Annotated in this window: 28 protein-coding genes and 1 pseudogene; 12 read left to right on the top strand and 17 right to left on the bottom strand. The window is 72.0% G+C overall.

Annotated elements, in window-relative coordinates; genetic code table 11:
• The first annotated feature begins 47 nt into the window (after positions 1-47).
• Entirely contained in the window at positions 48-191 is a 144-nt protein-coding gene (locus AC507J_RS04580) for a hypothetical protein (RefSeq protein WP_496287779.1), read from the top strand.
• A gap of 166 nt (positions 192-357) precedes the next feature.
• Here the strand turns inward: AC507J_RS04580 and AC507J_RS04585 are convergent, their stop codons facing one another.
• The 4 genes from AC507J_RS04585 to AC507J_RS04600 all read right to left on the bottom strand — a co-directional run bounded on the left by AC507J_RS04585 (position 358) and on the right by AC507J_RS04600 (position 2,461).
• Positions 358-486, bottom strand: a complete 129-nt coding sequence (locus AC507J_RS04585; protein ID WP_496287780.1) for a hypothetical protein — start codon at positions 484-486, stop codon at positions 358-360.
• Between the two features lie 192 nt (positions 487-678).
• Entirely contained in the window at positions 679-1,089 is a 411-nt protein-coding gene (locus tag AC507J_RS04590; RefSeq protein WP_496287781.1) for a type II toxin-antitoxin system VapC family toxin, read from the bottom strand.
• Positions 1,086-1,364 carry a type II toxin-antitoxin system Phd/YefM family antitoxin gene (locus AC507J_RS04595; protein WP_496287782.1) on the bottom strand — a complete coding sequence of 93 codons (279 nt, stop codon included), beginning with the start codon at positions 1,362-1,364 and terminating at the stop codon, positions 1,086-1,088. Before AC507J_RS04595 ends, AC507J_RS04590 begins: the two co-directional genes overlap by 4 nt.
• Positions 1,365-1,660: 296 nt before the next feature.
• Complete coding sequence (locus AC507J_RS04600) at positions 1,661-2,461, bottom strand: hypothetical protein (RefSeq protein WP_496287783.1); 801 nt, start codon at positions 2,459-2,461, stop codon at positions 1,661-1,663.
• 184 nt (positions 2,462-2,645) lie between these two features.
• Here AC507J_RS04600 and AC507J_RS04605 point away from each other — a divergent pair, with 184 nt between their 5' ends.
• Positions 2,646-2,981, top strand: coding sequence for a DUF952 domain-containing protein (locus AC507J_RS04605; RefSeq protein WP_496287784.1), 336 nt, complete (start codon positions 2,646-2,648; stop codon positions 2,979-2,981).
• A gap of 20 nt (positions 2,982-3,001) precedes the next feature.
• Here AC507J_RS04605 and AC507J_RS04610 read toward each other — a convergent pair whose 3' ends face one another.
• Positions 3,002-3,424, bottom strand: a complete 423-nt coding sequence (locus AC507J_RS04610) for a hypothetical protein (protein WP_496287785.1) — start codon at positions 3,422-3,424, stop codon at positions 3,002-3,004.
• Complete coding sequence (locus AC507J_RS04615) at positions 3,381-3,992, bottom strand: GNAT family N-acetyltransferase (protein WP_496287786.1); 612 nt, start codon at positions 3,990-3,992, stop codon at positions 3,381-3,383. The genes AC507J_RS04610 and AC507J_RS04615 overlap by 44 nt, the downstream gene beginning before the upstream one ends.
• 199 nt (positions 3,993-4,191) lie before the next feature.
• Here AC507J_RS04615 and AC507J_RS04620 point away from each other — a divergent pair, with 199 nt between their 5' ends.
• The gene (locus tag AC507J_RS04620; protein WP_496287911.1) at positions 4,192-5,151 is read left to right on the top strand and encodes an L-threonylcarbamoyladenylate synthase; all 960 of its coding nucleotides are present in this window, start codon (positions 4,192-4,194) and stop codon (positions 5,149-5,151) included.
• A 288-nt stretch (positions 5,152-5,439) separates the two neighbouring features.
• Here AC507J_RS04620 and AC507J_RS04625 read toward each other — a convergent pair.
• Positions 5,440-9,828 (bottom strand): annotated as a pseudogene (locus AC507J_RS04625) (HAD-IC family P-type ATPase); the annotation flags it as partial.
• 248 nt (positions 9,829-10,076) lie between these two features.
• Here AC507J_RS04625 and AC507J_RS04630 point away from each other — a divergent pair.
• From AC507J_RS04630 to AC507J_RS04650, 5 genes are all read left to right on the top strand, one after another.
• The gene (locus AC507J_RS04630) at positions 10,077-11,465 is read left to right on the top strand and encodes an MFS transporter (protein WP_496287787.1); all 1,389 of its coding nucleotides are present in this window, start codon (positions 10,077-10,079) and stop codon (positions 11,463-11,465) included.
• Positions 11,466-11,548: 83 nt separating this feature from the next.
• On the top strand, positions 11,549-12,184 hold the full coding sequence (locus tag AC507J_RS04635) for a GAP family protein (protein ID WP_496287788.1): 636 nt from the start codon (positions 11,549-11,551) through the stop codon (positions 12,182-12,184).
• A 69-nt stretch (positions 12,185-12,253) separates the two neighbouring features.
• A complete protein-coding gene (locus tag AC507J_RS04640) occupies positions 12,254-13,033 on the top strand; it encodes an SDR family oxidoreductase (RefSeq protein WP_496287789.1) in 780 nt (259 codons plus the stop codon).
• A gap of 37 nt (positions 13,034-13,070) precedes the next feature.
• Positions 13,071-13,265, top strand: a complete 195-nt coding sequence (locus AC507J_RS04645) for a hypothetical protein (RefSeq protein ID WP_496287790.1) — start codon at positions 13,071-13,073, stop codon at positions 13,263-13,265.
• A gap of 192 nt (positions 13,266-13,457) precedes the next feature.
• Complete coding sequence (locus AC507J_RS04650) at positions 13,458-14,006, top strand: YbaK/EbsC family protein (RefSeq protein WP_496287912.1); 549 nt, start codon at positions 13,458-13,460, stop codon at positions 14,004-14,006.
• A gap of 76 nt (positions 14,007-14,082) precedes the next feature.
• On the opposite strand, the gene AC507J_RS04655 is transcribed toward AC507J_RS04650, so the two are convergent.
• From AC507J_RS04655 to AC507J_RS04680, 6 genes are all read right to left on the bottom strand, one after another.
• Positions 14,083-14,718, bottom strand: a complete 636-nt coding sequence (locus AC507J_RS04655; RefSeq protein WP_496287791.1) for a DsbA family oxidoreductase — start codon at positions 14,716-14,718, stop codon at positions 14,083-14,085.
• Positions 14,719-14,725: 7 nt separating this feature from the next.
• Positions 14,726-15,166: a SufE family protein gene (locus AC507J_RS04660; RefSeq protein WP_496287792.1), complete on the bottom strand. Its 441-nt coding sequence runs from the start codon at positions 15,164-15,166 to the stop codon at positions 14,726-14,728.
• 104 nt (positions 15,167-15,270) lie between these two features.
• Positions 15,271-15,696, bottom strand: a complete 426-nt coding sequence (locus AC507J_RS04665) for a CBS domain-containing protein (protein ID WP_496287793.1) — start codon at positions 15,694-15,696, stop codon at positions 15,271-15,273.
• Between the two features lie 56 nt (positions 15,697-15,752).
• On the bottom strand, positions 15,753-17,513 hold the full coding sequence (locus tag AC507J_RS04670) for a proline--tRNA ligase (RefSeq protein WP_496287794.1): 1,761 nt from the start codon (positions 17,511-17,513) through the stop codon (positions 15,753-15,755).
• 45 nt (positions 17,514-17,558) lie between these two features.
• Positions 17,559-18,218, bottom strand: a complete 660-nt coding sequence (locus AC507J_RS04675; RefSeq protein WP_496287795.1) for a response regulator — start codon at positions 18,216-18,218, stop codon at positions 17,559-17,561.
• Positions 18,215-19,429, bottom strand: coding sequence for a sensor histidine kinase (locus AC507J_RS04680; RefSeq protein WP_496287796.1), 1,215 nt, complete (start codon positions 19,427-19,429; stop codon positions 18,215-18,217). The genes AC507J_RS04675 and AC507J_RS04680 overlap by 4 nt, the downstream gene beginning before the upstream one ends.
• A 198-nt stretch (positions 19,430-19,627) precedes the next feature.
• Between AC507J_RS04680 and AC507J_RS04685 the strand changes: the two genes are divergently transcribed.
• Together AC507J_RS04685 and AC507J_RS04690 are read left to right on the top strand one after the other, a co-directional pair.
• Entirely contained in the window at positions 19,628-20,089 is a 462-nt protein-coding gene (locus AC507J_RS04685) for a hypothetical protein (RefSeq protein WP_496287797.1), read from the top strand.
• 80 nt (positions 20,090-20,169) lie between these two features.
• Entirely contained in the window at positions 20,170-20,928 is a 759-nt protein-coding gene (locus AC507J_RS04690; protein ID WP_496287798.1) for an HAD family hydrolase, read from the top strand.
• Between the two features lie 28 nt (positions 20,929-20,956).
• Here the strand turns inward: AC507J_RS04690 and AC507J_RS04695 are convergent, their stop codons facing one another.
• Positions 20,957-21,616, bottom strand: coding sequence for a formylglycine-generating enzyme family protein (locus tag AC507J_RS04695; protein ID WP_496287799.1), 660 nt, complete (start codon positions 21,614-21,616; stop codon positions 20,957-20,959).
• 160 nt (positions 21,617-21,776) lie between these two features.
• Here AC507J_RS04695 and AC507J_RS04700 point away from each other — a divergent pair, with 160 nt between their 5' ends.
• Positions 21,777-22,556, top strand: coding sequence for an SGNH/GDSL hydrolase family protein (locus tag AC507J_RS04700; RefSeq protein ID WP_496287800.1), 780 nt, complete (start codon positions 21,777-21,779; stop codon positions 22,554-22,556).
• 76 nt (positions 22,557-22,632) lie between these two features.
• On the opposite strand, the gene AC507J_RS04705 is transcribed toward AC507J_RS04700, so the two are convergent.
• Both AC507J_RS04705 and AC507J_RS04710 read right to left on the bottom strand, forming a co-directional pair.
• The gene (locus AC507J_RS04705) at positions 22,633-23,892 is read right to left on the bottom strand and encodes a beta propeller repeat protein (RefSeq protein WP_496287801.1); all 1,260 of its coding nucleotides are present in this window, start codon (positions 23,890-23,892) and stop codon (positions 22,633-22,635) included.
• The gene (locus AC507J_RS04710; RefSeq protein WP_496287802.1) at positions 23,885-24,412 is read right to left on the bottom strand and encodes an RNA polymerase sigma factor; all 528 of its coding nucleotides are present in this window, start codon (positions 24,410-24,412) and stop codon (positions 23,885-23,887) included. The genes AC507J_RS04705 and AC507J_RS04710 overlap by 8 nt, the downstream gene beginning before the upstream one ends.
• Positions 24,413-24,519: 107 nt before the next feature.
• On the opposite strand from AC507J_RS04710, the gene AC507J_RS04715 reads away from it, so the two are divergent.
• Positions 24,520-25,410: a sulfurtransferase gene (locus tag AC507J_RS04715; protein ID WP_496287803.1), complete on the top strand. Its 891-nt coding sequence runs from the start codon at positions 24,520-24,522 to the stop codon at positions 25,408-25,410.
• Here the strand turns inward: AC507J_RS04715 and AC507J_RS04720 are convergent, their stop codons facing one another.
• Positions 25,411-26,034: a TetR/AcrR family transcriptional regulator gene (locus tag AC507J_RS04720; protein ID WP_496287804.1), complete on the bottom strand. Its 624-nt coding sequence runs from the start codon at positions 26,032-26,034 to the stop codon at positions 25,411-25,413.
• Positions 26,035-26,086 lie beyond the last annotated feature (52 nt).

Raw genomic sequence — 26,086 nt, forward strand, 5'->3', positions numbered from 1 at the left:
CGGACGCTGAAAAATGCTCCCGACCCTTGGCGCGAGTCCACCGGCAGATGTCCGCTGATGTCGGTCAGGACATCATCCTGGGCCGGGTCCGGCGAGCGTTCCAGTACGTGGTCGCGGCAGTCGATCAGGATTTGCAGAGGGTTGATCTTCTCGGCATCAAGGAACCGCCCGCCAGCCGTTCAGCGGGCTGAGGGCCAGGCGTCCGCTCATCGGCTTGACTTGGGCAAACGCAGCGGCAGTGGGTCACCGGCGATCGTGGCGGCGTGGTTCGCATGGTGGTACCTCCGGCCCACCAGCACTACCCGTGACATGCGGTTTCTTTCTTGAGTTGATCGACTAGTACAACGTCAGTACAGATCAGTTGTGATCTTGCTTGGCGAGGGCCGACCGCAGCACGCTTCCGACGATGCCGCGAGGCCGGTCCCGCTTCGGCCACCAATGGACGTACGTCTCCAGCGTGATCCGCAGCGTCTTGTGCCACAGCATCCGCTGAACCTCCTGCGGTCAGGGCAGTCGTGGCTTACAGCACATCGTTCAGCTCGCGCTATGCGTTGGGTATGCCTATCGGGGTGGCCTGCGCCGCCCGCGTCTGATCACGAAGTCAGCCACTACAACAGGGATCACCGCCACCACACCGGCCAGGATCTTAAAGCCGATTTCAGGGGGTGGATTCGTGGGTCAGTTCTGGCCGGGACTTGCTACGGGCAGCCCTGCTTGCTTGGCGCATTCGAGCAGTCGCCGGTCGTAGGTGACGAAGGCGATGAGTGCCGTTCCGGACTCGTTGGTCAGAAGTTGGGCGGTGGCCAGGTGAATGGTGTCGAGGCTGCGGAGCGTTGGCTCATTGAAAGCGGCTGCGGTTGCGCGGATCGTACTGTCGATCTCCAGTCGGAAGAGCCGTCCTACGGCCGCTGGCACCCCTACCAGGGCTTGCGGAGCCGATCGGCGCAGCGCTCTGGGCACTTCCACCTCGACGAGAGCAGAGGAGACCAACGGCACGTCATCGTGGTTGTTGAGCCAGGAGACAAGGTCAGCGCTGCATGCCTCCTGCCGAACCAGCTTGACCACAGCGGCGGAATCGAGGTAGATCACCAACGCTCCTCGTCTCGCATTGCAGCGAGCGCGGTGGCCACATCCACACCCTCGTCGCCGAGCTTCGGCGGAAGCGGAACAGGACCGCCGCCGGTCGGGGCGACAGCCCGCCCCGTAGCTACCAGCTTGGCCAGCATCGACCGGTCGTCACCCACCGGAACAAGTCGGGCGATCGGATGTCCGCGATCGGTGATCTCGACAGTCTCGCCGCCGCTTACCCGAGCCAACACCTGGCTCGTGTTCTGGTTCAGTTCCCGGACACCGATGCGCTCCATGACAAAAGTGTAGAACTAAACGTTCTACCTTTCAAGCTCCTAGCGTCATCAGGGCTGTCTCATCGCCGACCAGACGAGCGCTCGCCGAACGGTTGCCGGAGGCTGTCGCGGTCGCGACCTGGCAGTCAGCCTTCCGTGGTCGAACAGCGCCTGCCACGCCCACCAGCGCGGCAAGCGACGCATCGGCGGGGTAGCGCAAGCGCGCTCTTCAGGCGGGCAGCGAGGATCGCCTCGTGACCGGTTGCGTCATCCACAGACTGCGGCTGCGCTCACTGCCGAGTGCAACCAGGCCCTGGTCAGCAGCTCCAGTCGCCCCAGCGCCAGACCTTCCACGTTGCCCTGGGGCGACCGTGGTACTCGCAGCCGGCGCTGCTGCCCCCGCCGCGAACGTTCCCGCTGCCGCCGCTGCCTGTTCCACCCGACGACTTCTCCCAGGGCTGCCGGACATAGCAGAGGCCGGTCTTGCCCGAGCCGGGCTTACCTGTCGACGGTTTGCCGACGGCTTTGATGAGCGTGTTCGAGGCGTAGCTGCGGGCACCATCGGCGTCATCCGGTCCCAGCAGCGTGCTGTTCCACTCCTCCTCGTAGTAGTCGCGAGCCCGCCCGACCTGGTCGTACGCGCGCCACATGTCGACGTTCACCGGGTTGGCGTTTGCCCCCTCTGGGGCGGCCAGCGCCGCCTCCCTGTAGCTGGAGTGTGGAAGCGACGCGAGCGCATCGGCGATTGCCTGCCCGGGATCGAACGCTGCGACCTCGGCCCAGAGTGCGTCGGCCCGCGCCTTCCGCTTGCTGTTGTCGAGGGCGACCCCGTTCTTGTACTTGTTCCTGCGCAGCTCGCCTATCTTGTCGCGCTTGGCGTCGAGTTCGAGGAATGCGGTGGCGTAGGTGGTGCACCACCGGGCCGGCGTCATCCTGTGCCCGGCTGGCAGGGTCAGTGCCCGTGGCGCAGGTGCCGGCTCGGGCTTCTTCGGCAGGGCCGCAACCGATCGGGTGGGCGTGGGCGCCGAGTCGGGCGCGACCGTCCCTTGACTGCAACCGAGAGCCAGGAGGCATGCGGCGATCCCACCGCCGAGCTGTGCTGCGGCCTTCTTGCTCAAGACCATCTCCTCTTGCCCTGCTGGATCCAAGCTGCGTCACGGCCGCTGGCCGTGGGATGTTAGCGCAGCTCAACGGGCTGGGAGATCGGCGGCAGAGGCAAACGTAGCGACCCAAGCAGAGGCGAGGCGGCGCGCGACGGCCAACTGTGTGGACGATTCGGCTGTCCGTCTGCCACCGTAGGTCATGTTGATCTACAAGATCCTTCTGCCTGATGAGTGGGCCGGGTTCGAGGCCGCCGGGCGTTTCGACGGCTCGCCCTTCGACCGCAGTAGCGGATTCATCCACTGCTCTTCCCGTGAGCAGGTGGGTGCCACGGCCGTGCGGGTGTTCGAGCGGGAGCCGGAGCTTGTGGTCGTCGCGCTCGACACGGAACTGCTCGGTGCGTCCGTCCGCTGGGAGGACGCCCCCAACGGCGGGTCCTTTCCGCACGTGTATTCGACGCTGCCCCGCAGCGCTGTGGTGGCGGTGTACCGGGTGGCGGGGGCGTCGTTGGTGGACGGTGCGCTACCGCAGGTCTAGCCGAGTACCGCCCAGGGGCGCTAGCTGTGGCTGCCAAGCGTGTCGATCAGGCTTTCGGCACCCTGCCGGACCGCGTCGTCGTGGTCATCGCGGAGTGTGGCCAGCACCGCCTCAAGGCCGGTGCGCCGAGGACCGGTCGCGTCAAGCCAGCGGCCGTAGCTGGTGGCGCCGTAAAGGTAGTCGAGGAGCTGGCCGTCGTCCGCTGTGTCGGCCCGATGCCAGGCTGCGGCAAACGGACGAAGCGCTGCTGCGTCGCCTCGCTTGATCAGCGCTTCGGCTGTCATCTGGACGGGGTAGACGTTCTCGTCGTCCAGCAGGAGTTCCAGCAGCACCTGGTCGACGGTTGTGGACCCGGCGAATCTGGTCAGCTCGATGCCGGCACGCGCCCGGTCTGAAAAGTCAGCTGACTTCGCCAGCCGTAATAGTGCCTCGACCTCGTCCATGATCCTTGCCTCCCCGTCGGTCGCGATGGTCCGTCACCTCTTGGCGATCTTTCGACATCGATGAAAGGTCTCGGCGCATGCCGACCCGGGGCCAGCGGTCCAGCCCGTGCTCGGCCTCGCGTCGGCGGATGGCCCGGAGACCGGGGGTGAGTTCGCTGCCGTCGAGGATCCGGAATCCGCAGCGGACGTAGTACGGGGCGTTCCACGGCACGTCGGTGAAGGTGGTGAGGGTCAGCGCGGGTACGCCGGTGATGGTTGCCTGCTCGGCGAGGTGGGCGAGCAGTTGGCGCCCGATCCCGCGTCGGGCCCAGTGGGGATGCACCGAGACCTGCTCGACGTGGAAGTTGCCGTCGACCATGTCGGCGATGAGGTAGCCGATCGGCGTGTCGGCGGCGTCCGTGGCGACCCAGGCGTGGCCCGCCTGGTGGTACCGGGCGAGTACGTCCAGCGGCAGCGGATCGTCGTCGGCGATCTGCGGCATGCCCACCTCTCGGAAGCACTCTCCGGCGGCGCGTTCGATCACCTGTAGGGCAGTCAGCTCGGCCTGCCGAACCTCTCGGATCCGCACCCGGCCATCTTGCCGGTGCTTCCGGTTTACGTCATTCCCGTTTCCGGCCGCCATGCAGTCGGCTCGATCGAGGTGTGCCGGGAGCGGAGAAGGCCGGCGAGGGTGTGCCGGGAGCGGAGAAGGCCGGCGAGGTGTGCCGGAGAGCGGAAAGGGCCGGGCGGTAGCGTTTGCGGGCGTGAGCACCGGATCTCCCCGCGTCCTGCCCGCCGACGGCGATCTTGCCGAGGCCGCCGCTGTGCTGCGTACCGGCGGGTTGGTGGCCTTTCCCACCGAGACCGTCTACGGCCTTGGCGCGAACGCGTTGGACGCGCGGGCGGCGGCCCGGATCTTCGAGGCGAAGCAGCGGCCGAGCTTCGATCCGCTGATCACCCATCTTGCCGACGCGGCCGAGCTGGAGCCGCTGGTGGGGGCGGTGCCGCCGAGCGTGGCGGCGCTGGCGGACCGGTTCTGGCCGGGGCCGCTGACGCTGATCGTGGACCGGCCGGCGGCGATCCCGCCGATCGTCACCTCGGGGCTGGCCACGATGGCGGTCCGGGTGCCGGACAACGAGTACGCGCGCCGGCTGATCGCCGCCGCGGGCGTGCCGGTGGCCGCGCCGAGCGCGAACCGGTTCGGCCAGCTCAGCCCGACTCGCGCCGAGCACGTGGTACGCGGGCTGGGCGCCGCCGTGGAGGTGGTGCTCGACGGCGGGCCGACCCGCTGCGGGATCGAGTCCACGATCGTGGACGCGCGGGGGGACCGTCCGGTGGTGTTGCGGCTTGGCGCGCTGGCGGTCGAGGAGGTGGAGAAGGTCACCGGCCCGGTGACCATCCGCCTGGGCAACTCGGGCCAGCCGGTCGCACCGGGTGCGTTGGCGGCGCACTACGCCCCGCGTACGCCGTTGCGGTTGCTGGCCGCCGGTGAGCCGCCGGCCGGGGGCGGTGACCGGCGTGGCTACCTGGCGTTTCGGGACCGGCCGGCGGGCGACTGGACGGCGGTGGAGGTGCTGTCGGCGTCGGGTGACCTGACCGAGGCGGCGGCGCGACTCTTCGAGGCGCTGCACCGGCTGGACGCGACCGGGGTGAGCGAGATCGTCGCCGAGCCGGTGCCGGAGACGGGCGTCGGTCGGGCGGTCAATGACCGGCTGCGCCGGGCCGCCGCCACCTGGCGATCGCACTAGGCCGGGCGGAGAGGCTGGTCAGGACCGCTGCTCAACCGGCTCGGCCAGCTGCTCGACCTCGCCGTCCCGCTTCGCCCTGCCGTCCCGCTCAGCTGCGCCGTCCTGCTGGGCCGCGTCCCGCTCGGCTGCGCCGTCCTGCTGGGCCGCGTTCCGCTGGGCTGCGCCGTCCTGCTGGGCCGCGTTCCGCTGGGCTGCGCCGTCCTGCTGGGCCGCGTTCCGCTGGGCTGCGTCCCGCTTCGACCCGCCGTCCTGCTCGGGTGGTGGGCCGGTCGCTGCGCCGTCGATCTGCGGAAGCCGGGCGACCAGCCGGGTGAGAGCGCCGTTGGTGAGGGTGGCGCCGAGCGCGGAGCCGGTGGCGATGGTCCAGCCGATCGGGCCGAGCGGGGTGCAGCCGAAGAAGTGGCTCACCCCGGGGATCTGCACCACCAGGACCAGCGCACCGACCGAGGCGGCGGTGGAGGCGAGCACGGCGGGGCTGGTGCCGCCGGCCAGCACGGTCTGGCCGAGTTGGGTACCGACCAGGGAGACCAGGGCGACGGTGCCGGCGCGTCGGCGGGTGCCGGTGTAGCGGGCCAGGGTCCAACCGGCGGTGGCGCCGAGCGTGGTGGCGGCGGCGCGTAGCCCGATCTCCCGGGTCATGGTCGCGCCGAGCGAGTTGTCCGGCCCCTCGCGGAGCAGGTCGTCGGCGTGTTCGCCGCCGCCGGGTGGTCGGACGGCGATCGCCAGCGCCGGCGCCATGTCGGTGAGCAGGTTGACCAGGAGCAGTTGGCGGCCGTTGAGCGCGGCCCGACCGGTGGCGGCGGCGGTCAGCACGCTGAAGGCGATCTCGCCGAGATTGCCGCCGACCAGGATGCTCAGCGCGTGCCGTACCGACGACCACATCGCCCGGCCCTCGACAAGCGTGGCGATGATGGTCTCCAGCCGGTCGTCGGTGACCACCAGGTCGGCCGCGGCCCGGGCCGCCGGGGTGCCCCGTTGGCCGAGGGCAATGCCCACGTCGGCGAGCCGGATGGCGGGTGCGTCGTTGGCGCCGTCGCCGGTCATCGCGACGGTCCGCCCGTACTTCTGGAGGGCCTGGATGATGCGGACCTTGTGCGCCGGTGTGCAGCGGGCCACCACGTCGGTGGCGGCGAGCCGGGCGGCGAGGTCGTCGTCGTCCAGCTGGTCGAGTTCGGTAGCGGTGGCCACCCGCTGCGCGTCCCCGTCACTGATGGCGGCGGCGATCGCCTCGGCCGTCGCCGGATGGTCACCGGTGATCATGATGGTGTGTACGCCGGCCTGCCGGATCCGGCGGACGGCCGGGGCGGCGCTGGTGCGTACCACGTCGGCGAGGGCCAGGAATCCGGTGAAGACCAGGTCGCGCACGTCGTCGTCGGTGATGGCCGGGTCGCCGACGACGGACTCGGCGACGGCGAGGATCCGGTGGCCGGCCTTGGCCCGCTCGGCGAGCAGCCGGTGCAGCTCGGCCCGACCGGCGTCGTCAAGCGGCACGTCCCGGCCGCCGCTGCGGCGGGTGGCGCAGCGGGGCAGCACCTTCTCCGGCGCGCCCTTGACGCTGAGCAGCGTTCGTCCCTGTGTCTCACCGACGCTGGCGTGGTAGCCGCGGGACGGTTCGAACGGCAGGCCGCCAAGGGCGGACCAGCCCGCTGCGCCGGTCTGCTCGCAGACGCCTGCCGCGATGGCGCCACGTCGCACCGCCCGGTCGGTCTGCATTGACAGTTCCTCCGGGTCGGCCGCGGCCGGGGTGGCCCGCAGCGCCACCGCGAGGTTGCGCCGTAGCCGCTCGTCGAGCCGCTCCACCGGGGCGTACCCGTCGGTGTCGCCAACGGCGGCGAGCATCAGATGCCCCTCGGTGAGGGTGCCGGTCTTGTCGAAGCAGAGCACGTCGACCCGGCCCAGCGCCTCGATGGTGCGCGGGTTGCGGACCAGCGCGCGGTGTTCGGCCAGCCGCCGGGCGGCGGCCAGCTGGGCGGCGCTGACCAGGAACGGCAGCCCCTCGGGCACCGAGGCGACGGCCAGGTTCGCCGCGGTTGCGGCCGTCTGGGCCAGGGGTACGCCGCGCAGCAGCCCGGCGCCGACCACCGCCACGGCCGACCCGGCGGCCAGCGGAAGGGCGGTACGGGTCAGCCGGCCCAGTCGTGCCTCGACGCCTCCGCCGGGTGGTGCCTGCTGGGCCAGGGCCAGGCTGCGTCCGGCCTCGGTGTCGGCGCCGGTGGCCACCACCACGCCGATGCCGTGTCCGGCGGCGATCGTGGTGCCCTCGTAGAGCATCGAGCGGCGTTCGGCCACTGCGGCGGCCACCACCGGCTGCTCGGTCTTGGCGACCGGGAGCGACTCGCCGGTCAGGGAGGACTCGTCGGCCTCCAGCCCGACCGCCTCCAGTACCCGGCAGTCGGCGGGTACGGCGTCGCCGGAGTCGAGCACGATCACGTCGCCGGGCACCAGGTCGTCGGCGGGTACCACCCGTTCGGCACCGGCCCGGCGGACCCGGGCGGTGACCGCCGAGCGGGACAGCAGTTCGGAGAGCGCCTTCTCGGTGTTGCGCTGGTGTACCGCACCGACCAGCGCGGATCCGCCGATCACCCCGCCGACGAGGGCGGCGTCGACAAGCGAGCCGAAGCTGGCGGAGAGCACCGCACCGGCGGCGAGCACCGGGGTGAGCGGGTTGGACAACTCGTCGACGAAGGCGCGCAGCAGGCCACCGGGACCGGGCGTCTCGCTGGGGCCGGCGGCCTGCCGGCGTTCGGCCTCGGCGTCGGTGAGTCCGCCCGGTCCCGTGTCGAGCTGGTCGAGGACGGTCGGCACCGGCATCAGGTGCCAGGCGGTGATCGCGGGGGCGGGTGAGTCGGTGCGGTCTGAGATCCGGCTGGCCCGCCACACGCCGTTGGCGAAGGCCAGTGCCGCCGCGCCGTTGACCGAGGCGAGCGTGCGGCGCGGCAGGTGAAGGGGACTGGTGGTGAGCGCGGCGAGTGCGCCGAGGCCGGTGCCGGCCAGGCCGATCCGCATGTTCTGCGCGGTCATCCGGCGGGCCACCCCGGTCGCCTCGATGATCAGCGCGACGCTCTGCAGGTCGGTGCCGACCAGCAGGTGTGCCCCCCACGGCGGGAGCGCCTCCGGCTCGGCGAAGCCCAGCCCGCAGTCGGCCGCGGCGAGCGCCGACCGGTCGCCGGAGACCAGCATGACCACCGCACCCTCGCGTTGCAGTGCGCGTATCGATTCGGTGAGCCGGTCTCCGCCGGAGATCAGCGCGTCGGCGCCGTACCGTTGGGCGTCTTCGCCGGCCACGACGAGCCGCAACCCGGCCTGCCGGGCGATGGTCGGCAGGGCCTCGACGCCCGGTGCCGGTTCCGGCTCGACCCGCAGCACGGCCGCCAGCGCGTCGCCCTCGGCGAGGCCGAGCAGGTCGCTGCCGCGTTCGCGTAGCCGGCGGCTGTCGTCGGTGTCGCCCGGGTCCCGGGCGCCGAGGCGGTCAAGCGGGCCGAGCCGCCACCCGTCCAGGTGGCGCACGTCGGCCGGGTCCGCCGGTTCGAAGAGCTCGAACGCCCGCGCGGCGACCTGCGACGTGTCGGCGCCGGGCAGTGGGGCCAGGTCGGCCAGTACGCACCGGTCGGAGCCGAGTACCCGGGTGTCGAGGACGAGGGTGTCGATCCGGTCCAGCTCCCGCAGCACGCCGCGGTCCATCGCGATGACGCCACGTCTGGCGAGGATGCGGCCGAGTTGGGCGGCGTATCCCTCGCGTCCGCTGCCGGGCGCCTTCGGTAGCGCGGCGAGCCCCAGCGCGGCGGCCCGTTTCGGGCCGACAACCGGGGTCGCCGCGGCGAAGGTCGCCGCTCCGGCGCCGAGCATCCGGCTGCGGTACCGCTCGACGGGGCCGTTCGGCTTGGGGCAGGGGCGTTCGTCCAGCGGTGCGCGGGCGACGGCCCGGTCCGGCTCGCCGGTGAGTTCCGGTTCGGCCTTGGCCCAGGCGCGTTGCTGGGCGAGTCCTTCGCCCCACTGCACCACACGCTGCGCCCCGTCGAGCACGATGCCGGCCCAGCCGCCAGTGAGGCCCTGTACCACCGCCTCGGCGAGCGGGAAGAGCACCTCGGCGCGCGGGTCGCGACGTAGCCCCAGGCCGGCCAGGGCGTGCAGCTTCGGGTGCAGGTCGACTGCGGCGAGCAGACCGGCCACCTCGGCCGGGACCGGGGTCACGGGCAGGATCCGGGTGGCCGCGGAGATGGTGAGGCCGAGCGCGTCGGAGGCGAGCGCGCCGAGCGTACGCGCGGTGCGCGGCCCTTCCTCGGGCGGATGCGGCGGCGGGATCTCCGGGTCCGGTTCGTGCGGGCAGGTGCGTTCGGTGCGGGCGATGGTGCCGATCAGGTCGCGCAACTTCGGTTCCGGCGTACCGACCGCCACGACCACCCGCCCGGACGGCGCGTTGACCCGGGCCCAGCGGACGCCCGGCATCCGTTCCAATGCCGCCTCGACCTGGCGGGCCAGCGTGTCCCCGCCGTCCTGGCAGACGCCGTGCACCTCGATGTGGTACCGGCCCGGTCGGGACCAGACCCGGCGGCTGGTCAGCCCGAGCGTGCGGACCAGCCGAACGGCGGCGGCACCGACGCTGCGGGAGGCGTCGTGCACAAGCGGTACGGCGACCGGTGGTCGGAGGCGACGGGTGAGGTCGCCCAGGGCGGTCATCGACCGGTACGACGGGTCAGGTGGTCGCCCGGCCGCCCGCTGCTCCTGCCGTGCCGCATCTCGCCTCCTACCGTTCGTGCCCGGCGGCCTGGCTTCCCACCGGCGCGTCCCTTATGCCCGTCGGGACGAGGAAGTTTCCGGCTCTGCAGCGACCCGACGGGGACTTGGGTTCCGGCACCGGGGTGGGCGTGCGGGTAAGCACGGTCACGCTTGACCTGAAGGCGGGTTGAGGTCCGAGGCTTGGAGCCATGACCGCCACCGCTGAAGTGCCGCCGCCGGTCGCGGCGGGTTCGTTGCTCGTTCCTCGGCTGCGGGCGATGACGGTGGGCAGCGTGGCACTGGTCTCGTTGCTGGCGTTCGAGGCGCTGGCGGTGGGCACCGCCATGCCGACCGTCGCTCGCGCCCTGGACGGGCTGGCCCTCTACGGAATCGCCTTCGGTGGCCCGTTCGCCGCCGGTGTGGTGGCGATGGTGCTCTCCGGTGCCTGGTGTGACGCGCGCGGGCCGCGCGCCCCGATGTGGTTCGGGTTGGCCGGGTTCGTCGTCGGATTGTTGCTGGCGGGCGGGGCGACCGCGATGGGCGCGCTTGTGGTCGGCCGGATCGTGCAGGGCTTCGGCTCCGGCCTGCTGTCGGTCGCGCTCTACGTCATCGTGGCCCAGGCGTACCCGGAACACCTGCACCGCCGGATCTTCGCCGCGTTCGCCGCCGCGTGGGTCGTACCGTCGCTGGTCGGGCCGGTGGTGGCCGGGCTGGTCGTGGAGCACTTCGGCTGGCGGTGGGTCTTCCTGGCGGTGCCGGTGGTGGCGGTGCCGGCGGTGTTGCTGATCCATCCGGGTCTGCGGTCGATCGGTCCGGTGCGGAGCGCGGGTGCGGCGGTACGGCGGCGGGCGCAGACTCTGGGGCGGATCGGCTGGGCCTGCGGGGCGGGGGTGAGCGCCGCACTGCTGCACATCGGGGGCCAGCAGCGTGGTGCTACCGCCGCCGCCCTGGTCGGGCTGGCCCTGGTCGGGTTGCTGGTCTGTGCGCCGCGACTGCTGCCCGCCGGTTTTCTGCGCGCCGGCCGGGGCCTGCCCACCGTGGTCGGCCTGCGTGGGCTGGCCTCCGGGGCCTTCGTCGCCGCCGAGGTGGTGATTCCGTTGATGCTGTCCCGGGAGCGCGGCTTCTCGCCCACTGCGGCTGGGCTGGTGTTGACCACCGGCGCGCTCGCCTGGTCGGCGGGCTCCTGGTTGCAGGGCCGGATCCGGGCACCCCGGTCCCGGGCCACCCTGCCGAGAGTGGGATTCACCTGCATCACCGCCGGTACCGCGGTGGTTGGCTGCACCGTCGTGCCGGCGGTGCCGGTCTGGGTGGGCGTGCTCGGCTGGTCGCTGGCCGGTCTCGGCATGGGTCTGGTGTATCCGTCCCTGTCGGTGCTCACCCTGGAGTTGTCCGCCCCCGGCGAGCAGGGCCGCAACAGCTCGTCGTTGCAACTGTGCGACTCCCTCGCGGCGGCGACCGTGCTGGCGTTGACCGGCGCGGTGCTCGCCGCCGGTGCGGCACCCGGACCGGGCAGCTACGGCGGCACCCTCGTGATGGCCGCCGGGCTGGCGCTGGTCGGCGCGCTGCTCGCCGGCCGGGTGGTGCCAGCGCCGTCCTGATCTGCCCAAGCCTCCGTGCCGTGCACGGTTGATCCGGCGAATCAACGGTGCTCCGGGAGAGCAGCCGGGAGGATGAGCGGGCGATGAACTTTCTGACCCTGCTGCCGCTGGCCGTGGTGATGGTCGCCGGTACCCAACTGGTGGCGGCGGTCTTCTTCGCGTCGTCGGACCGGCCGCGAGCCGCCTCGCTGGGCTACCTGGCCGGCGCGGCGATCGTGGTGGCCGGCGGTACGACCCTGGCCTGGCTGTTGATCCGGGTCCTCAAGATCAGCATTGCTGGTGGGGGTGGCCATCGCGGTGTCGAGCGGGGGATCGACTGGTTCGTCCTGGCCCTGCTGGTGGTGCTGGCGGTGGTGGTCTTCCTGCGCCGGCACTCGGGACCACCGGGTTGGATGGGTCGGCTCCAGCACGCCGGGCCCGGCTACGCGCTGCGGCTCGGTCTGCTGCTCTTCCTCGTCATGCCCTCCGACGACCTGACCATGCTGACCGTCGGGGCCAGCGCCGCCCGGCACGACCTGCCCTGGTGGCATCTGCTGCCGTTCATGCTGCTGACCCTGGTGTTGCTCGCCCTTCCGCTGCTCGCGCTGTTGCTGCTCGGGCACCGGGCCGAAACGATGCTGCCCCGGATCAGGAACTGGGCGAACACCCATTCCTGGCTGGTCAGCGAGGCGGTGATCGCGTTCTTCATGGTGATCACCGCAACAGATCTGGTGCGGTGAGCTGAGTCACATCTGTCACGTCATGACCCGCCCGCCCGGTCGTCCGGGTATCCGACGAGGGAGGTCGACATGCGGGTACTTGTCACCGGGGCGGGCGGCACGCTGGGCGGGGCGGTGCTGCCCCGACTGCACACGGCGGGATTTGAGGTGCGGGGTGCCAGCCGCCAGGCGCGTAGCGCCCCCGGGACCGAGTGGGTGGTCGCGGACCTGGCCACCGGTGCGGGCGTCGCCGAGGCGGTGGCCGGGACGGACGCCGTGCTGCACCTGGCCAGTTCGCCGCGCCGACAGACCCGGGAGATCGACGTGATCGGCACCCGCCGGCTGGTCGAGGCGGCGGCACCGGCCGGCGTACGGCACCTGGTGTACGTCTCGATCGTCGGCGTGGACCGGGTGCCGTACTCGTACTACCGGCACAAGCTGGCCGCCGAGCGGATCGTGGCGGCCGGCGCGGTGCCGTGGACGGTGTTGCGGGCCACCCAGTTCCATCAGTTCATCGACCAGCTGCTCCAGACCTCCAGCCGGCTGGGCCCGGTCATCGGTGACCGGGCGGTGGTGGCGCAGCCGGTCGACACCGGCGAGGTGGCGGAGAAGCTGATCGAGTTGCTGCGTGGCGGGCCCCGCAACGGCATCGTCGAGTACGGCGGCCCCGAGGTGAAGCGGTTCGACGAGGCGGTGCGGATGTGGCGGCGGGCCCGGAACTCCCGCCGGCCGTTGCTGCCGGTGCGCTTCCCCGGGCGGCTCGGTCGGGAGCTGCGCTCGGGTGGACTGGTCACCGCCGCGCAGCCGACGGGCCGGCGGACGTGGGCCGAATACCTGGCTGACACGTACGGGCGAACCGGCACAAGATGACAATTGCTCTCGTTCGGGTCCGGCCTACCGTCGGCTCATGCTCACGTTCATCGCCACCAGCATCCTGTACGTCTGCGGCTTCGTCTTCCTCTACGGGGTGATCCGGCTCGCCGTCCGGCATGCCCTGGAGGACATCGAGATCCGGCGGGTCCAGGCTCAGCGGGCGGAGGAGATGGCCGCGGCCCGGGACCAGGCGATGCTCCGGGATCACGGCTTCCTCACCAACGGCTGACCCGGTGCCGCTGGCCGAACAGAACTCCTCGCCGACGGCCAACCACGGCTACTCGCCGACGGCCGAACACAACTCCTCGTCGACTGCCAACCACGGCTACGCGCCGACGGCTGATCCGGCGCTGCCACGCGATGGGACGGCGCCGGGTGCCGGTGACCAGGGCTGGTCACGGATGCGACGATCGCATCCGTGATGGGATCGTTGAAGACCGAACCGGCCCGCACCCGACCGGACCTGCTGGCGCCACCGGTCGCCACGGCGCTGGCCCAGTGGCCGGCCGACGCCGGAGTCGACGTCGACTCGGTGCTTGTGGCGCCGATCGATGCCGACCTCGCCGACACCGCCGCCTTCTGCGAGGCGTACGGGGTGGGTCTGGACGAGTCGGCGAACTGCGTGGTGATCGCCGGCAAGCGCGAAGGAGTGCTCCGGTACGCGGCCTGCCTGGTGCTCGCCACGACCCGGGCCGATGTCAACGGGGTGGTACGGCGGGCGCTTGACGTACGCAAGGCGAGCTTCGCGCCGATGGCCGACGCGGTCGAGTTGACCGGCATGGAGTACGGCGGCATCACGCCGATCGGCCTGCCGCCGGAGTGGCCGATCCTGGTCGACGCGCGGGTGGCGGCCACGCCCTACGCCATCGTCGGTTCCGGCGTACGGCACAGCAAGATCGCACTGCCCGGCGCGGCGCTGGCCGCGCTCCCCGGTGCCCGGGTGGTGGAGGACCTGGCCCGGCCGGCCTGACCGTCGATCGTCGTCGATGTTGTTGCACGTGAAACATCGGCGACGTCGGCAGCGGGACCCGGCGGGTGCCGACGGCTCAGCCGGCGGACGATTCCCGCTGCTCGACCTCGGTGAGGGCGGCGAGCAGGGTCTCCGGTTCCTGGGCGCCGGTCACCGCGTACCTGCCGGCGAGCACGAAGGTGGGCACGCTGGTCACCCCGAGTTGCCGGGCGGCGGCCAGTTCGGCGGTCAACTCGGCCGACCCTTCGGTGGAGTCGAGGAACCGGCGGGCCTCGTCGCCGTCCAGACCGATGCCGGCGGCGACCTCCGCGAGCGCGTCCCGCGAGCCGATGTCGACACCGTCGGTGAAGTGCGCACGGTGCAGCGCCTCGACCGTCGCACCGCCTCGGCCGTGTGCGTCGGCCCAGTTGATCAGTCGATGCGCGTCGAAGGTGTTGGCCGCGATGGCGCGTTCGAAGTTCAGTTCCAGCCCGACGCTCGCGCCGACCTCGGTGACCTGGCTGGCCAGCTGCCGGGCCCGCTCCGGCCCGCCGAACTTGGCGGCCAGCGCGTCGAGCAGCGGCACCGGCTCGGTCACCGGCGACGGGTCGAGCTGGAAGGGTCGATGCCGCACGGTCACCTTGCCGTCGTACGAGGTCAGAGCCTGTTCCAGGCGACGCCGGCCGATCCAGCACCACGGGCAGACCACGTCGGCGTAGATGTCGATCTCCATGACCGGGTCAACCCGTCCCGGCGTCGACCTGTTCCCGGATCTGCCGCTTGAGGCGGGCGAGGATCGCGGTGCCCCCGCGTACCCGCAGCGGGCTGATCGCCTGGGCTAGGCCCATCCGCTGGTACAGGTCATCCGGTACGGCGAGCACCTGCTCCGGGCTGGCGCCGGCCAGCCCATCGGCGAGGATGCCGGCGAACGCCCGGGTGGTCGGCGCCTCCGGCGGGCAGTCGAAGAGGGTGCGTACGGTGCCCTCGGGCGTCACCTCGGCGCGCAGGAAGAATGGCGTCTGGCACTCCGGCACCTGCTCCATGCCTTCGTGACCTGCATGATCCGCGGGCAGCGGCGGTACGGCGTCGGAGTACTCCAGCAGCATCTCCAGCACCACGTCGCGCGGTGCGGCAGCGAACTCGTCGACGATCTCGGCCAGCTTGCTCGGCATCTCGGGCATTCCGCCAGGCTACCGACGCTCCCCGCACCGCCGAAGCTCCCCGCGCTTCCGCACCGCCCCGCGCTCCCCACGCTCCCCCCGCACCGTCGAAGCTTCGCGCGCTGCTACACCGTGGGGGACTGTTCGCTGATCTCGCTGAGGGCCGAGGTGGGATCGAGCTGCATCGCCAGGTCGCCGAGGGAGACGATGCCGACCAGCTTGCGCTCGTTGTCGCAGACGAGGATGCGCCGGATGCCACGCTCGCGCATCAGCGCCGCGGCCTCGGCGGCCGTGCAGAACTGCTCGATCATCACGACCTCCCGGGTGGTGATCGAACCGATGGTGGTGCTGGCCGCGGTGGAGTTCTCGGCCACCGCCCGGACCACGATGTCGCGGTCGGTGAGGATGCCGGCCAGGTTGGCGCCGTCGGTGACGACGACGTCGCCGATGTCGGCCTCCTTCATCACCCTGGCCGCCTCGTCCAGGGTGGTCTCGGCGGGCAAATAGATCACCTGCCTGGTCATCACGTCAGCGACCCGGTAGTCGGTCATGAGAGCCTCCAGAACACAGTCAACCGATCGGGATGCCGTACCCCGTCACGTGTCGGCTACACCACGTTCCTGCGTACCTCGCTCGACAGGAGTTCCGCCAGGCTTTCGACGGGTACGTCGGTCCGCTCGCCGGTCGCCCGGTCACGCAACTCGACGTACCCGTCGGCGAGGCGGCGTCCGACCACGACGGTGCGCGGGATGCCGATCAGCTCCGCGTCGGTGAACTTCACCCCCGCCGAGACGCCGACCCGGTCGTCGACAAGCACCCGCAGGCCGCCCGCGGCCAGCTGCGCGCCGAGGTCGACGGCGGCGGCCAGCTGCGGACCCTTGCCGGCCGCCACCAGGTGTACGTCAACCGGCGCGACCGCCGCCGGCCAGACCAGTCCCCGCTCGTCGTGGTGCTGTTCGGCGATGGCCGCCACCGCGCGGGACACCCCGATGCCGTAGCAGCCCATCGTGGGGCGGACCGGCTTGCCCTGCGGGCCGAGCACGTCCACCGCGAAGGCGTCGGTGTAGCGGCGGCCGAGCTGGAAGATGTGCCCGATCTCGATGCCCCGACGCATGGTCAGCCGGCCGGTGGCGCAACCCGGGCACGGGTCGCCGGGTCGCACCTCGGCGGCCTCCACCGTGCCGTCGGGGGTGAAGTCCCGGCCGCAGACCACGTTTGTGGCGTGCCGACCCGGCTCGTTCGCGCCGGTCAGCCAGGCGGTCCCCGGCACGATGCGCGGGTCGACCAGGTACCGGATGCCGAGCTTGTCGAGGACCTGCGGGCCGAGGTAGCCGCGTACCAGCTCGGGCTGCTCGGCCCAGCCGTCGAAGATGTCCACGGTGGCCGGTGCCAGCGCGGCGGCCAGCCGCTTCAGGTCCACCTCACGGTCGCCGGGCACCCCGACGACAAGCAACTCGGCCGTCCCGGCACCCCGTCGGCGCACGGTCAGTACGACGTTCTTCAGCGTGTCGGCGGCGGTCCAGTCGGCCCGTCCGGCGAGCCGGCGCTCGTTGGCCAGCTCGACCAGGCTGGCGATGGTCGGTGTCTCGGGGGTGTCGTGCACCTCGGTCGCCGGCTGTGCCTGCGGGTCGCCGGCCGGCGGCGCGGGCGTGCTCACCGCCTCCGTGTTGGCCGCGTAGTCGCACTCGGTGCAGCCGACGTAGCTGTCCTCGCCGACCGGCGTGGCCGCCAGGAACTCCTCCGACGCGGAGCCGCCCATCGCCCCCGACACCGCGTGTACCACCGTGTAGTCCAGGCCCAACCGGTCGAAGATCCGCCGGTACGCCTCCCGGTGCCGGTCGTACGCCGCCCGCAGCCCCGGCTCGTCCAGATCGAAGGAGTACGCGTCCTTCATCAGGAACTCGCGTCCGCGCAGCAGTCCGGCGCGCGGCCGGGCCTCGTCACGGAACTTGGTCTGCACCTGGAACAGCGTCACCGGGAAATCCCGGTACGAGGTGAACAGGTCCTTGACCAGCAGCGCGGCCAACTCCTCGTGGGTGGGGGCGAGCAGGTGCTCGGCACCACGTCGGTCGGCCAGGGTGAAGATGTCGTCGCCGTACTCGGTCCACCGCCCGCTGGTGCGGTACGGCTCGGCCGGCAGCAGCGCCGGGAAGTGCACCTCCTGGTCACCGATCGCGACCAGCTCGGCCCGGACGATCTCGGTCACCCGGTCCAGCACCAGCTTGCCCAGCGGCAGCCAGGTGTAACCGCCCGGCGCCGCGCGCCGGATGTAGCCGGCGCGCAGCAGCAGCCGGTGGCTCGGCACCTCCGCGTCGGCCGGATCCTCGCGCAGGGTCCGGAGCAACGTGGTCGACATCCGCAGCAGCATTGCCGCAGCCTACGACCGGCGGTGGGCGGCGGCGATCCGATTAGCTCAACCCTCGGTGCGGGTGAGGCCGGCCCGGTGCGCGATGACCGCGAGCGCGGTACGGTCCCGGGCGTCCAGTTTGGCCAGCAGGCGACTGACGTACGTGCGGGCGGTCGCCGGGCTGATGAAGAGGGCCCGGCCGATCTCGTCGTTCGTCTCGCCCAGCCCGACCCGGGTCAGCACGGCACGCTCCCGATCGGTGAGCACGCTCAACCGGGGATCGGGCCGGGGTGGCCTCGGTGCGGCGGCCAACTGCTCCATGACCCGGCGGGTGACGGCGGGCGAGAGCAGGTTCCCGCCGGCCGCCGCCGTGTGCACCGCCCGGCGCAGGTCGTCGGAGGGGGTGTCCTTCAGCAGGTAGCCGGCAGCGCCGAGGTTCACCGCCTCGATGATGTCCGCATCGTCGTCGAAGGTGGTGAGGATCAGCACCCGGGTGCCCGCCAGGGTGCCGTCGGCCCGGATCGCGGCGGTGGCGGCCAGCCCGTCGAGCACCGGCATCCGGATGTCCATGAGTACGACGTCCGGCCGGAACTGGCGGGCCAGTCGGACTCCGGTCCGCCCGTCGGCGGCCTCCCCGACCACCGTGATCTGCGGGTCGGCCGCCAGCAGGGTACGGATGCCGGCCCGGACGAGATCCTGGTCGTCGACCACGAGCACGCTGGTCATCCGGCCCCCACCAGGGGTAGTACGGCCCGTACCAGGAAACCGTCGGCCCGGTGCTCGGCGGTGAGCCGGCCGCCGAGGCTCTCGGCGCGTTCCCGCATCCCGGAGATGCCATGGCCGCCGGGAGCGGTCGTCGGCCGGCCGGCCCACCCCGCAGCCGCCCGGTCGGTGTCGGAGTCGGTGACCTGTGCTGCGGCGGACCGGTCGGTGCCGGAGTCGGTGACCGACAGGGTCAGCTGCGGCCCGTCCGGCCACACCCGGATCTCGACCCGGCTGCCGGCGGAGTGCCGTACGACGTTTGTGACCGCCTCCTGGACGATCCGGAACGCGGCGGCCTCGACCGGCGCCGGCAGGGGCGCGTCGAGGTCGACCCGCACGTCGACGTCGAAGCCGGCGGCGCTGGCCGCCTGGGTGACGGCGGCGAGATTGCCAAGCGAGACGACCGTCCGGGGCCGGTCGTCCGGCGACCGCAGCAGCGTCACGGTCCGCCGCAGGTCGGCCATGCTCCGGCCGGCCGTGGCGCGGATCAGCTCCAACGCCGAGCGGGCGGCCTCGTCGTCGCGGCCCAGCGCCTCCCGGGCCACGTCGGCGTGCAGGGCGATCACCGACGTGGTGTGGCCGAGGGAGTCGTGCAGGTCCCGGGCGATGGCCATCCGTTCCTGCTGGAGGCGGGTGTCCGCCTCCTGCTGGTAACGCGCCTCGGTCAGCTCGGCTATCCGTCGCGCGTCCGCCTGCGCAGCCCGCCGGGACCGGAGGCTGTCCCCGAGGGCGATCGCCGCACCCATCAGCAGCACGTGCCCGGCCAACTCGTAGCCGACCACGAAGGAGAAGTCCTGGCCCTCGGCGAGGCGGAAGACGACGGAAACCACGGTGACCAGTGCGGCGGCGGCGACCGCGGCGGCGAGGCGGCCGTACTCGGCGGCGGAGAAGAGCGCGGCGGCCACGGGCACGGCCAGACCGATCGCCGGATAGCCGGCGGCGTAGTAGGCGAACAGGCCCAGCACGGTCACGGCGAGCACCACCACCGGGTAGCGGCGGCGGGCCAGCATCAGCGCGCCGAGGCCGACCGCCCACAGGTACGCGACCGGCTCCGGACCGTGCCGGCCGCCCTCGTTGGCGGTGATGACGATCGAGACGGTGGCGGCAACACCCACGCCGAGCAGCACGTCGACGACCCGGGGACGGGACGTGTGCTCGTTGACTCGACCGGCCACGAACTCAGCGTACGGCGCTGACCGGGTGCTTCGGAGTCGTCAGCAGGCGACGCCGACAGTCGCCCACCGACGTACCAGCCTCGCGCCCAACCACGGATGTCGCCGCACCGCGCAGGTTCCTAGAAAGGAAGGGCCCCCTGTTAACGCCTCCGGTAGAGCAGGGGCCCCTTATTAACACTCGTCGAGGGAGTTGCCGTCGTGAGCCCTGCACATCCACCCGCGCCGAGCCGGGCGCTCGGCCTGCCGTTGATCGCTCTGCTCGGGCTCGCTCTGCTCGGGCTGCCCCGGGTGGTGTTGCACGACCTGGGTCTGGTGCACGAGCGCACCTTCGTCAACCTGCTGCTGGTGGTCGTACCGCCGATCGTCTGGATTCTGGTCGCGGTGGTGCGGCGGGTGCCCAACCCGTTCCTCACCCTGCTCGTCGTCGGCCTGATCTACGGCGTGCTGCTCGCGCTGACCCACCAGCTGCTCTGGGACGCAGCGTTCGACGAGCCGCCGGCGCTCGGCGGCAATCTCAGCGACCTCGCCCCCGGCACACAGACGATCATCATCCGGTTCTTCGCCGTGATCAGCAGTCTCTTCACCGGCGTCATCGTCGGCGCGGTGGCCGGCTTGATCGCCTGGCCCCTCGCCCGCCGCCGCCCTGAACGGCCTGCTTGATCGCCTGGCCCCTTGCCCGCTGCCGCCCCTGAGGCATCCGTCCGAGGCGCTTGGACCCGGATCTGCGCGAGGATGGGGAGATGACGCGGGCACCGGGTGGGTTGTTGCTGGATTTCGGTGGGGTGTTGGCGGACGCGCCGGGTGCCGCAGCGGCGGACCCGGCGATGGTACGCCGGTTCGGCGAGGTGATCGGCGGGGCGCTGCCGGCGGAGCGCATCGCGGCCGACCTGCGCGAAGGCGCGCGGGCGTACGGGCTCTGGCGCGACGAGATCAGCGCCTCGGCGGAGCCGGTCGAGCTGCCGCACAACCGGGTCTGGGCCGACTTCGTCACCCACGGCTGGCCCGAGCAGGCGCGGGCCGCCGTCGAGCGCGAGGCCACCTCCCTTGCGTACGCGTGGACCTGGCGGCCCGAGTGGCAGGTGCGTCCCGGCATCCCGGAGGCGCTGCGGGCCGCCGCCGCGGCGGGAGTGCCGATGGCCGTGGTCAGCAACACCCTCTGCGGCGCGGCCCACCGGGACTTCCTCGCCACCGCCGGGCTGTCCGGGCTCCTCGTCGCCGAGTTCTACAGCGACGAGACGGGGCTGCGTAAGCCCAACCCGCGTTTCGCCGAGTTGGCCGCGGACGCCATCGGCGTACCCATCGGGGATTGCTGGTTTGTCGGTGACAGCCTGCACCGCGACGTGGCCTGCGCCCGACGGGCCGGCATCGGGGTCGCGGTGCTGATGCGCTCGCCGCGCACCGACCGCGAGCCCGCCGCCCCCGAGCTGACCCCGGACGCCCGGGTCGAGGACGGCCACGGGCTGCTCGACCTGCTGCGGCAGAGCTGGTCGGCAAGCTGACTCTGGCGTACGCGACGAAGTTTCCGGGTCAGCGTGGGGCGGAGCGCGCCACCCGGAAGCCCACGTCGTCGACAGTGAAGGTGGGGTGGCTGCGGCGGCGCACCGAGGCGCGGCAGCTCCAGTGCTCGTCGAACCAACCGCCGCCGCGCAGTACCCGGTAGCTGCCGTAGACCTCCGCGTCGTAGATGTCCCAGCACCAGTTCCACACGTTGCCCAGCATGTCGTGCAGGCCCCAGGCGTTTGGTTGCCGGCCGCCGACGTCGTGTGGGCGCTCACCGGAGTTGTCGCGGTACCAGGCGATCTCGTCCAGCGATCCGTACCGGGGTCCGGTGGTGCCGGCGCGGCAGGCGTACTCCCACTCGGCCTCGGTCGGCAGCCGGTACCCGTCGGCCGCGCGGTCCCACTCGACATCCTCGCCGTCGAGCCGGTACGCGGGCCGGCGTCCGTCCCGCTCGGACCGGGCGTTGCAGAAGCGGACCGCGTCCCACCAGGAGACGCTTTCGACCGGCAGGTCGTCGCCGCTGAACGCGCTCGGTCGTTCGCCGGTGACCTGCGCGTACTCGGCCTGGGTGACGGGAAGTGCGGCGATCTCGTACGGCGCCAGCTCGACCGACCAGCGGCGCTGCGTACGCCGGTCGGTGAGGGCGACCTGGCCGGCGGCCACCGGGACCATCCTGCGGTTCTCCATCAGCAGGGGATCCTACCCAGCGGATGACCTCTGCCACGTTGGCCTCGACGGGGCAGCCGGGTGCGCGGGCCCGGTGCCAGACTTCCCGGTGTTAAGAAGGGGCCCTTCCTCTACCGCAGGCGTTAATAAGGTGCCCTTCCTTACTCCGAAGGAGCAGCGGGTGGGCTGGGGCAGTTACGTCGCGATCGGTGACAGCTTCACCGAAGGGCTGGACGACCCGTACCCGGACGGTAGCTTCCGGGGCTGGGCGGATCTGGTCGCCGCCCGGCTGGCCGTCGAGGCGGGCCCGGAATTCGAGTACGCGAACCTGGCCATCCGGGGGCGTACCTTCCCGAACGTGGTGGCCGAGCAGGTACCGGCCGCGCTGGCGATGCAGCCCGACCTGATCAGCTTCGCGGCGGGCGGCAACGACGTGCTGCGCCGCAGCTTCGACCCGGACTCGCTGGTCGGGCGCTTTGACGAGGTGGTCGCCGAGTTGCGTGGCGACGGTGCCGACGTGGTGCTGTTCCGGTTCGCCGACGTGATGGCGCGGCTGCCCGGGCAGCGGCTGATCGCACCCCGGGTCGCCCTGCTCAACCGGGCGGTGGGCGAGACCGCTGAACGCCACGGCGCCATCCTGGTCGACCTGTACGCCGACGACACGTACCTCAATCCGATGCTGTGGAGCACCGACCGGCTGCACCTCTCGCCGGCCGGGCACCGCCGGGTCGCCGCCCAGGTACTCACCGCCCTCGGCGTCGGCTGTGACGAGGAGTGGCTGCTGGTCCCGCCGAATCCGGAACCGACGCCCTGGCTGGCCGCCCGCACCGCCGACCTGCGCTGGGCCGGCCAACATCTGGCCCCCTGGCTCAAGCGCCGCCTGACCGGCCGCTCCTCCGGCGACACGATCACCCCCAAGCGCCCCACCCTCACCCCCTTCCCACCCGCCCCACCGCGTTGACCAAGAGGTTCTGGTTGGTAGGAGACCAGAACCTCTTGGTCAACCGACTGTTTCAGTGGGTGCGGTGGGTCGGGTTTCAGTGGGTGAGGTGGGTCCAGGTGCGGGGTTGGGCGGGGCTGCCCAGGGTGGTGGCGGTCCTGGTGGTGATGACGATGGTGTCGTCGGGGAGCACCTCGACGGTCGGGTCGTCCTCGCCGTTGCCGAGGCGCGGTCCGCCGGCCTCCGGCACGTCGATGTAACGTTCGCCGGTCCAGTAGCCCACGTTGCCCCAGGGGTTGGTCACCACGAGCAGGCCGCCGTTGACGGCGGCCACCGAGTTGGTGTCGGGCGGCAACTCGGTCTGCGCTCGCCACCTGTCGTCGACCAGCCGCCAGACCCGCTTCGGCGTGGATCCGTCGTAGGCGCTCTCGCTCATGCCGACCAGCCAGGCGTCGCGGCCGTCCGGGGAGACCAGCAGCCGGAGGGCACCCGACACGGCGGGTAGCCGCCGCCAACTGGCTGCCCCGTCGGCGCTGACCACGGTACGCAGCCGGCCGTCCTCCAGGCCGGTCACCCAGAGCCGACCGTCGCCGCCCTCGATCAACCCCCGATCGGCATCGCCGTGCAGCACCACCGGAGGTTGGGTCGGTGGCCCCGCCGCACCGATCCGGGCGAGTTCGAACTCGGCGCAGTCCAACTTGATCAGGAGGCCGCTCCCCGGGCACTGGAGCAGGTACCCGCTGCGGGTGGCCACGCCGAGCCGGGTCGCCTCGGGCGGAGCTTCCCGAGGGTGCTCGGTGAAGGAAGCCCCGCCGTCGGTGGAGACCAGGTACCCGCCGCCGATTCCCACGGTCAGGGTCCGCTCGTCCACGGCCAGCAGGTAGACCGGCCCTTCCTGCCGGGGACGGTTCACCGCGTCCGGCAGTGGGATGCGCTGCCAGGTCTCGCCCCCGTCGACGGTCCGCGCCAGGTCGCGGCGGCAGTCCGTCCGACTCGGCTCGTCGACCGGTTCGCAGGTGTCGAAGAGCGCCCAGCCGTGTCGCGCGTCGACGAACCGCAGCCCGGCCAGCCTCCCGGCGACGCCCGCCGGGTGCACCCTCCGCTCGATCCGTCGCTCGTCGGCCGAGGGCGACGGGTTCGGGGTGGGCGGATTGCGCTCCCCGCCCCGCCCGGCCACGGCGTACGCCCCGACGGGGCCGGTCAGCAGCAGCGCGACGATGCCGGTCAGCAGGCCACGGCGACGGCGACGCCGGTTTCGCGTCCCACGTCGGACGGCGGCCATCCCGGGTGGCCGGAACGTCGGTGCGGCGCTCGCCTCGAACTCGGCGAACATCTGCTCCAGGTCGGTCTCACGCACGGCCGGCCTCCTGCCGCTCGGTGAAGTACGTGGCCAACGCCGCCCGCCCACGGGACAGCCAGGACCGGACCGTCCCCTCCGGTACGCCCAACTGCTCGGCGATCTCCGCGACCCGTAGGTGGGCCAGGTGGTGCAGGACGATGGCCTGTCGCTGGGCGGCGGGCAGGGTGGCCAGCGCCCGCAGCAGCGCCACCCGGTCCGGTTCCGGGCCGGGCACGTGCTCCGGACGCTGCCGGGCGAGATGGCGTACGGCGGTGCGGACCCGCCGGAGTCGACTGGTGGCGAGGTTCCAGCCGACCCGGCGTACCCAGGCGTACGGGTCGTCGTACCCGCTGACCCGGTCCCACCGCTCCAGCAGCCGGCAGAAGGCCTCCTGGGTGAGGTCCTGCGCCTCCGCGTGGTCGCCGAGGTACGCGTAGAGCTGCACCGCCAGGCGGTGGAAGTGGCTCTGGTAGAAGTCGGCGAAGTCGAGGGATGGCGGGCTGGCCCCGGGGGGCTCGACACGGTGCCCTGCGGTCATGGCGGTCCTCGGTGTTCGGCGGCAGTCACCACTGTCACGCCGGGTGCCGGGCATTTGCTGCACCCGAATATCAATGGCCCGCCCGGAGACGGCGTACCTTGGGGGTCATGGCTGTGCCGAGTGATCCCAATCCCCGACTCCAGTCGTACGCCGACCCCCAGCGGCTCGTCACCACCGAGTGGCTGGCCGAGCACCTGGACGACGAGGGTCTGGTCGTCGTCGAGTCCGATGAGGACGTGCTGCTCTACGACACCGGTCACATCCCCGGTGCCGTCAAGGTCGACTGGCATCTTGAGCTGAACGACCAGGTGAGCCGGGACTACCTGGACGCCGAGCGGTTCGCCGAGCTGTGCGCCGCCAAGGGCATCGGCCGGGACGACACCGTCGTCTTCTACGGCGACAACTTCAACTGGTGGGCCGCGTACGCCCTCTGGGTCTTCACCCTCTTCGGCCACCCGGACGTACGGCTGCTCGACGGCGGCCGGCAGAAGTGGATCGCCGAGGGGCGGGAGCTGACCCGGGACAAGCCGACCCGGTCCCGGGCGGACTACCCGGTGCCGCAGCGCGACGACGCGCCGGTGCGGGCGTTCCGCGAGGAGGTGGCGGCACACGTCGCCGCCGACCGGCCGCTGGTGGACGTGCGCTCGCCGGGTGAGTACACCGGCGAGATGCTGCACATGCCGGACTATCCGCAGGAGGGCGCGCTGCGTGGCGGGCACATCCCGGGCGCGGTGAGCAAGCCGTGGAAGTCCGCCGCCAACGACGACGGCACGTTCAAGTCGGCCGAGGAACTGCGCGTCATCTACGCCGACCAGCTCGGGCTGAGCCCGGACGACGACGTGATCGCGTACTGCCGGATCGGCGAACGCTCCAGCCACACCTGGTTCGTGCTCCGCCACCTGCTCGGCTACCCGCGGGTGCGCAACTACGACGGCTCCTGGACCGAGTGGGGCAACCTGGTCCGCGCTCCTGTCGTCAAGGGCCCCGACCCCAGGTGATCATTCCGCGCCGGGGGTGGCGCGGAGGTAGCGCTGGATGGTGGGGGACAGCCAGGTGACCAGCTCGGCCGGGGGGATGTCGACCATGGGGGGCAGGCGCAGCACGTAGCGGGTGAGGGCCACCCCGAGCAGTTGGCTGGCGACCAGGCTGGCCCGCCGGGGGGCCTCCGCCGGATCGGCGACCACGCGGGCCACGGCCGCGCCGAGCTGGCTGGCGAAGATCTCGCGTACGCGTTCGGCTCCGCGCGGGTTGGTGCTCGCCGTACGCAGCAGCGCCGGCAGCGTGTGGTCCCCCTCCCACCGCGTGAAGAAGTAGCCGACAAGCGTCGCGCCGAGCTGATCGGGCGGCACGTCGCTCAGGTCCGGCAGCCGCAGGTTGAACTCTGCCGCCGTGGCGAACAACTCCTCTTTGCTGCCGTAGTAGCGGATCACCATGGACGGGTCGATCCGCGCGTCGGCGGCGATGGCGCGGATCGTGGCGCGGTCGTAGCCGTCCGCCGCGAACCGGTCCCGGGCGGCTTGCAGGATGGCCGCCCGGGTCGCCTCGGAGCGGCGCGGCCGCCGGCCGCCGGCCGCCGGCTCCGCGTCCGATCCGCCATCTTCCGGGCGTACGCCTTCCGTCATGTGGCCGACGATATGCCAACGCTTGTTGACTTCCGCTCGTGGGGGTGCCTAG

The organism is Micromonospora sp. PRAS1, from assembly GCF_059553435.1.

What these genes read in the sequence shown, in the direction of transcription:
- AC507J_RS04665 (WP_496287793.1), bottom strand. Translation starts at nt 15,696, where the DNA reads ATGACCGACTACCGGGTCGCTGACGTGATGACCAGGCAGGTGATCTAT.
- AC507J_RS04595 (WP_496287782.1), bottom strand. Translation starts at nt 1,364, where the DNA reads ATGGAGCGCATCGGTGTCCGGGAACTGAACCAGAACACGAGCCAGGTG.
- AC507J_RS04630 (WP_496287787.1), top strand. Translation starts at nt 10,077, where the DNA reads ATGACCGCCACCGCTGAAGTGCCGCCGCCGGTCGCGGCGGGTTCGTTG.
- AC507J_RS04715 (WP_496287803.1), top strand. Translation starts at nt 24,520, where the DNA reads ATGGCTGTGCCGAGTGATCCCAATCCCCGACTCCAGTCGTACGCCGAC.
- AC507J_RS04675 (WP_496287795.1), bottom strand. Translation starts at nt 18,218, where the DNA reads ATGACCAGCGTGCTCGTGGTCGACGACCAGGATCTCGTCCGGGCCGGC.
- AC507J_RS04670 (WP_496287794.1), bottom strand. Translation starts at nt 17,513, where the DNA reads ATGCTGCTGCGGATGTCGACCACGTTGCTCCGGACCCTGCGCGAGGAT.
- AC507J_RS04695 (WP_496287799.1), bottom strand. Translation starts at nt 21,616, where the DNA reads ATGGAGAACCGCAGGATGGTCCCGGTGGCCGCCGGCCAGGTCGCCCTC.
- AC507J_RS04610 (WP_496287785.1), bottom strand. Translation starts at nt 3,424, where the DNA reads ATGGACGAGGTCGAGGCACTATTACGGCTGGCGAAGTCAGCTGACTTT.
- AC507J_RS04710 (WP_496287802.1), bottom strand. Translation starts at nt 24,412, where the DNA reads ATGACCGCAGGGCACCGTGTCGAGCCCCCCGGGGCCAGCCCGCCATCC.
- AC507J_RS04605 (WP_496287784.1), top strand. Translation starts at nt 2,646, where the DNA reads ATGTTGATCTACAAGATCCTTCTGCCTGATGAGTGGGCCGGGTTCGAG.
- AC507J_RS04585 (WP_496287780.1), bottom strand. Translation starts at nt 486, where the DNA reads ATGCTGTGGCACAAGACGCTGCGGATCACGCTGGAGACGTACGTCCAT.
- AC507J_RS04635 (WP_496287788.1), top strand. Translation starts at nt 11,549, where the DNA reads ATGAACTTTCTGACCCTGCTGCCGCTGGCCGTGGTGATGGTCGCCGGT.
- AC507J_RS04655 (WP_496287791.1), bottom strand. Translation starts at nt 14,718, where the DNA reads ATGGAGATCGACATCTACGCCGACGTGGTCTGCCCGTGGTGCTGGATC.
- AC507J_RS04660 (WP_496287792.1), bottom strand. Translation starts at nt 15,166, where the DNA reads ATGCCCGAGATGCCGAGCAAGCTGGCCGAGATCGTCGACGAGTTCGCT.
- AC507J_RS04650 (WP_496287912.1), top strand. Translation starts at nt 13,458, where the DNA reads ATGGGATCGTTGAAGACCGAACCGGCCCGCACCCGACCGGACCTGCTG.
- AC507J_RS04640 (WP_496287789.1), top strand. Translation starts at nt 12,254, where the DNA reads ATGCGGGTACTTGTCACCGGGGCGGGCGGCACGCTGGGCGGGGCGGTG.
- AC507J_RS04690 (WP_496287798.1), top strand. Translation starts at nt 20,170, where the DNA reads ATGACGCGGGCACCGGGTGGGTTGTTGCTGGATTTCGGTGGGGTGTTG.
- AC507J_RS04645 (WP_496287790.1), top strand. Translation starts at nt 13,071, where the DNA reads ATGCTCACGTTCATCGCCACCAGCATCCTGTACGTCTGCGGCTTCGTC.
- AC507J_RS04720 (WP_496287804.1), bottom strand. Translation starts at nt 26,034, where the DNA reads ATGACGGAAGGCGTACGCCCGGAAGATGGCGGATCGGACGCGGAGCCG.
- AC507J_RS04580 (WP_496287779.1), top strand. Translation starts at nt 48, where the DNA reads ATGTCCGCTGATGTCGGTCAGGACATCATCCTGGGCCGGGTCCGGCGA.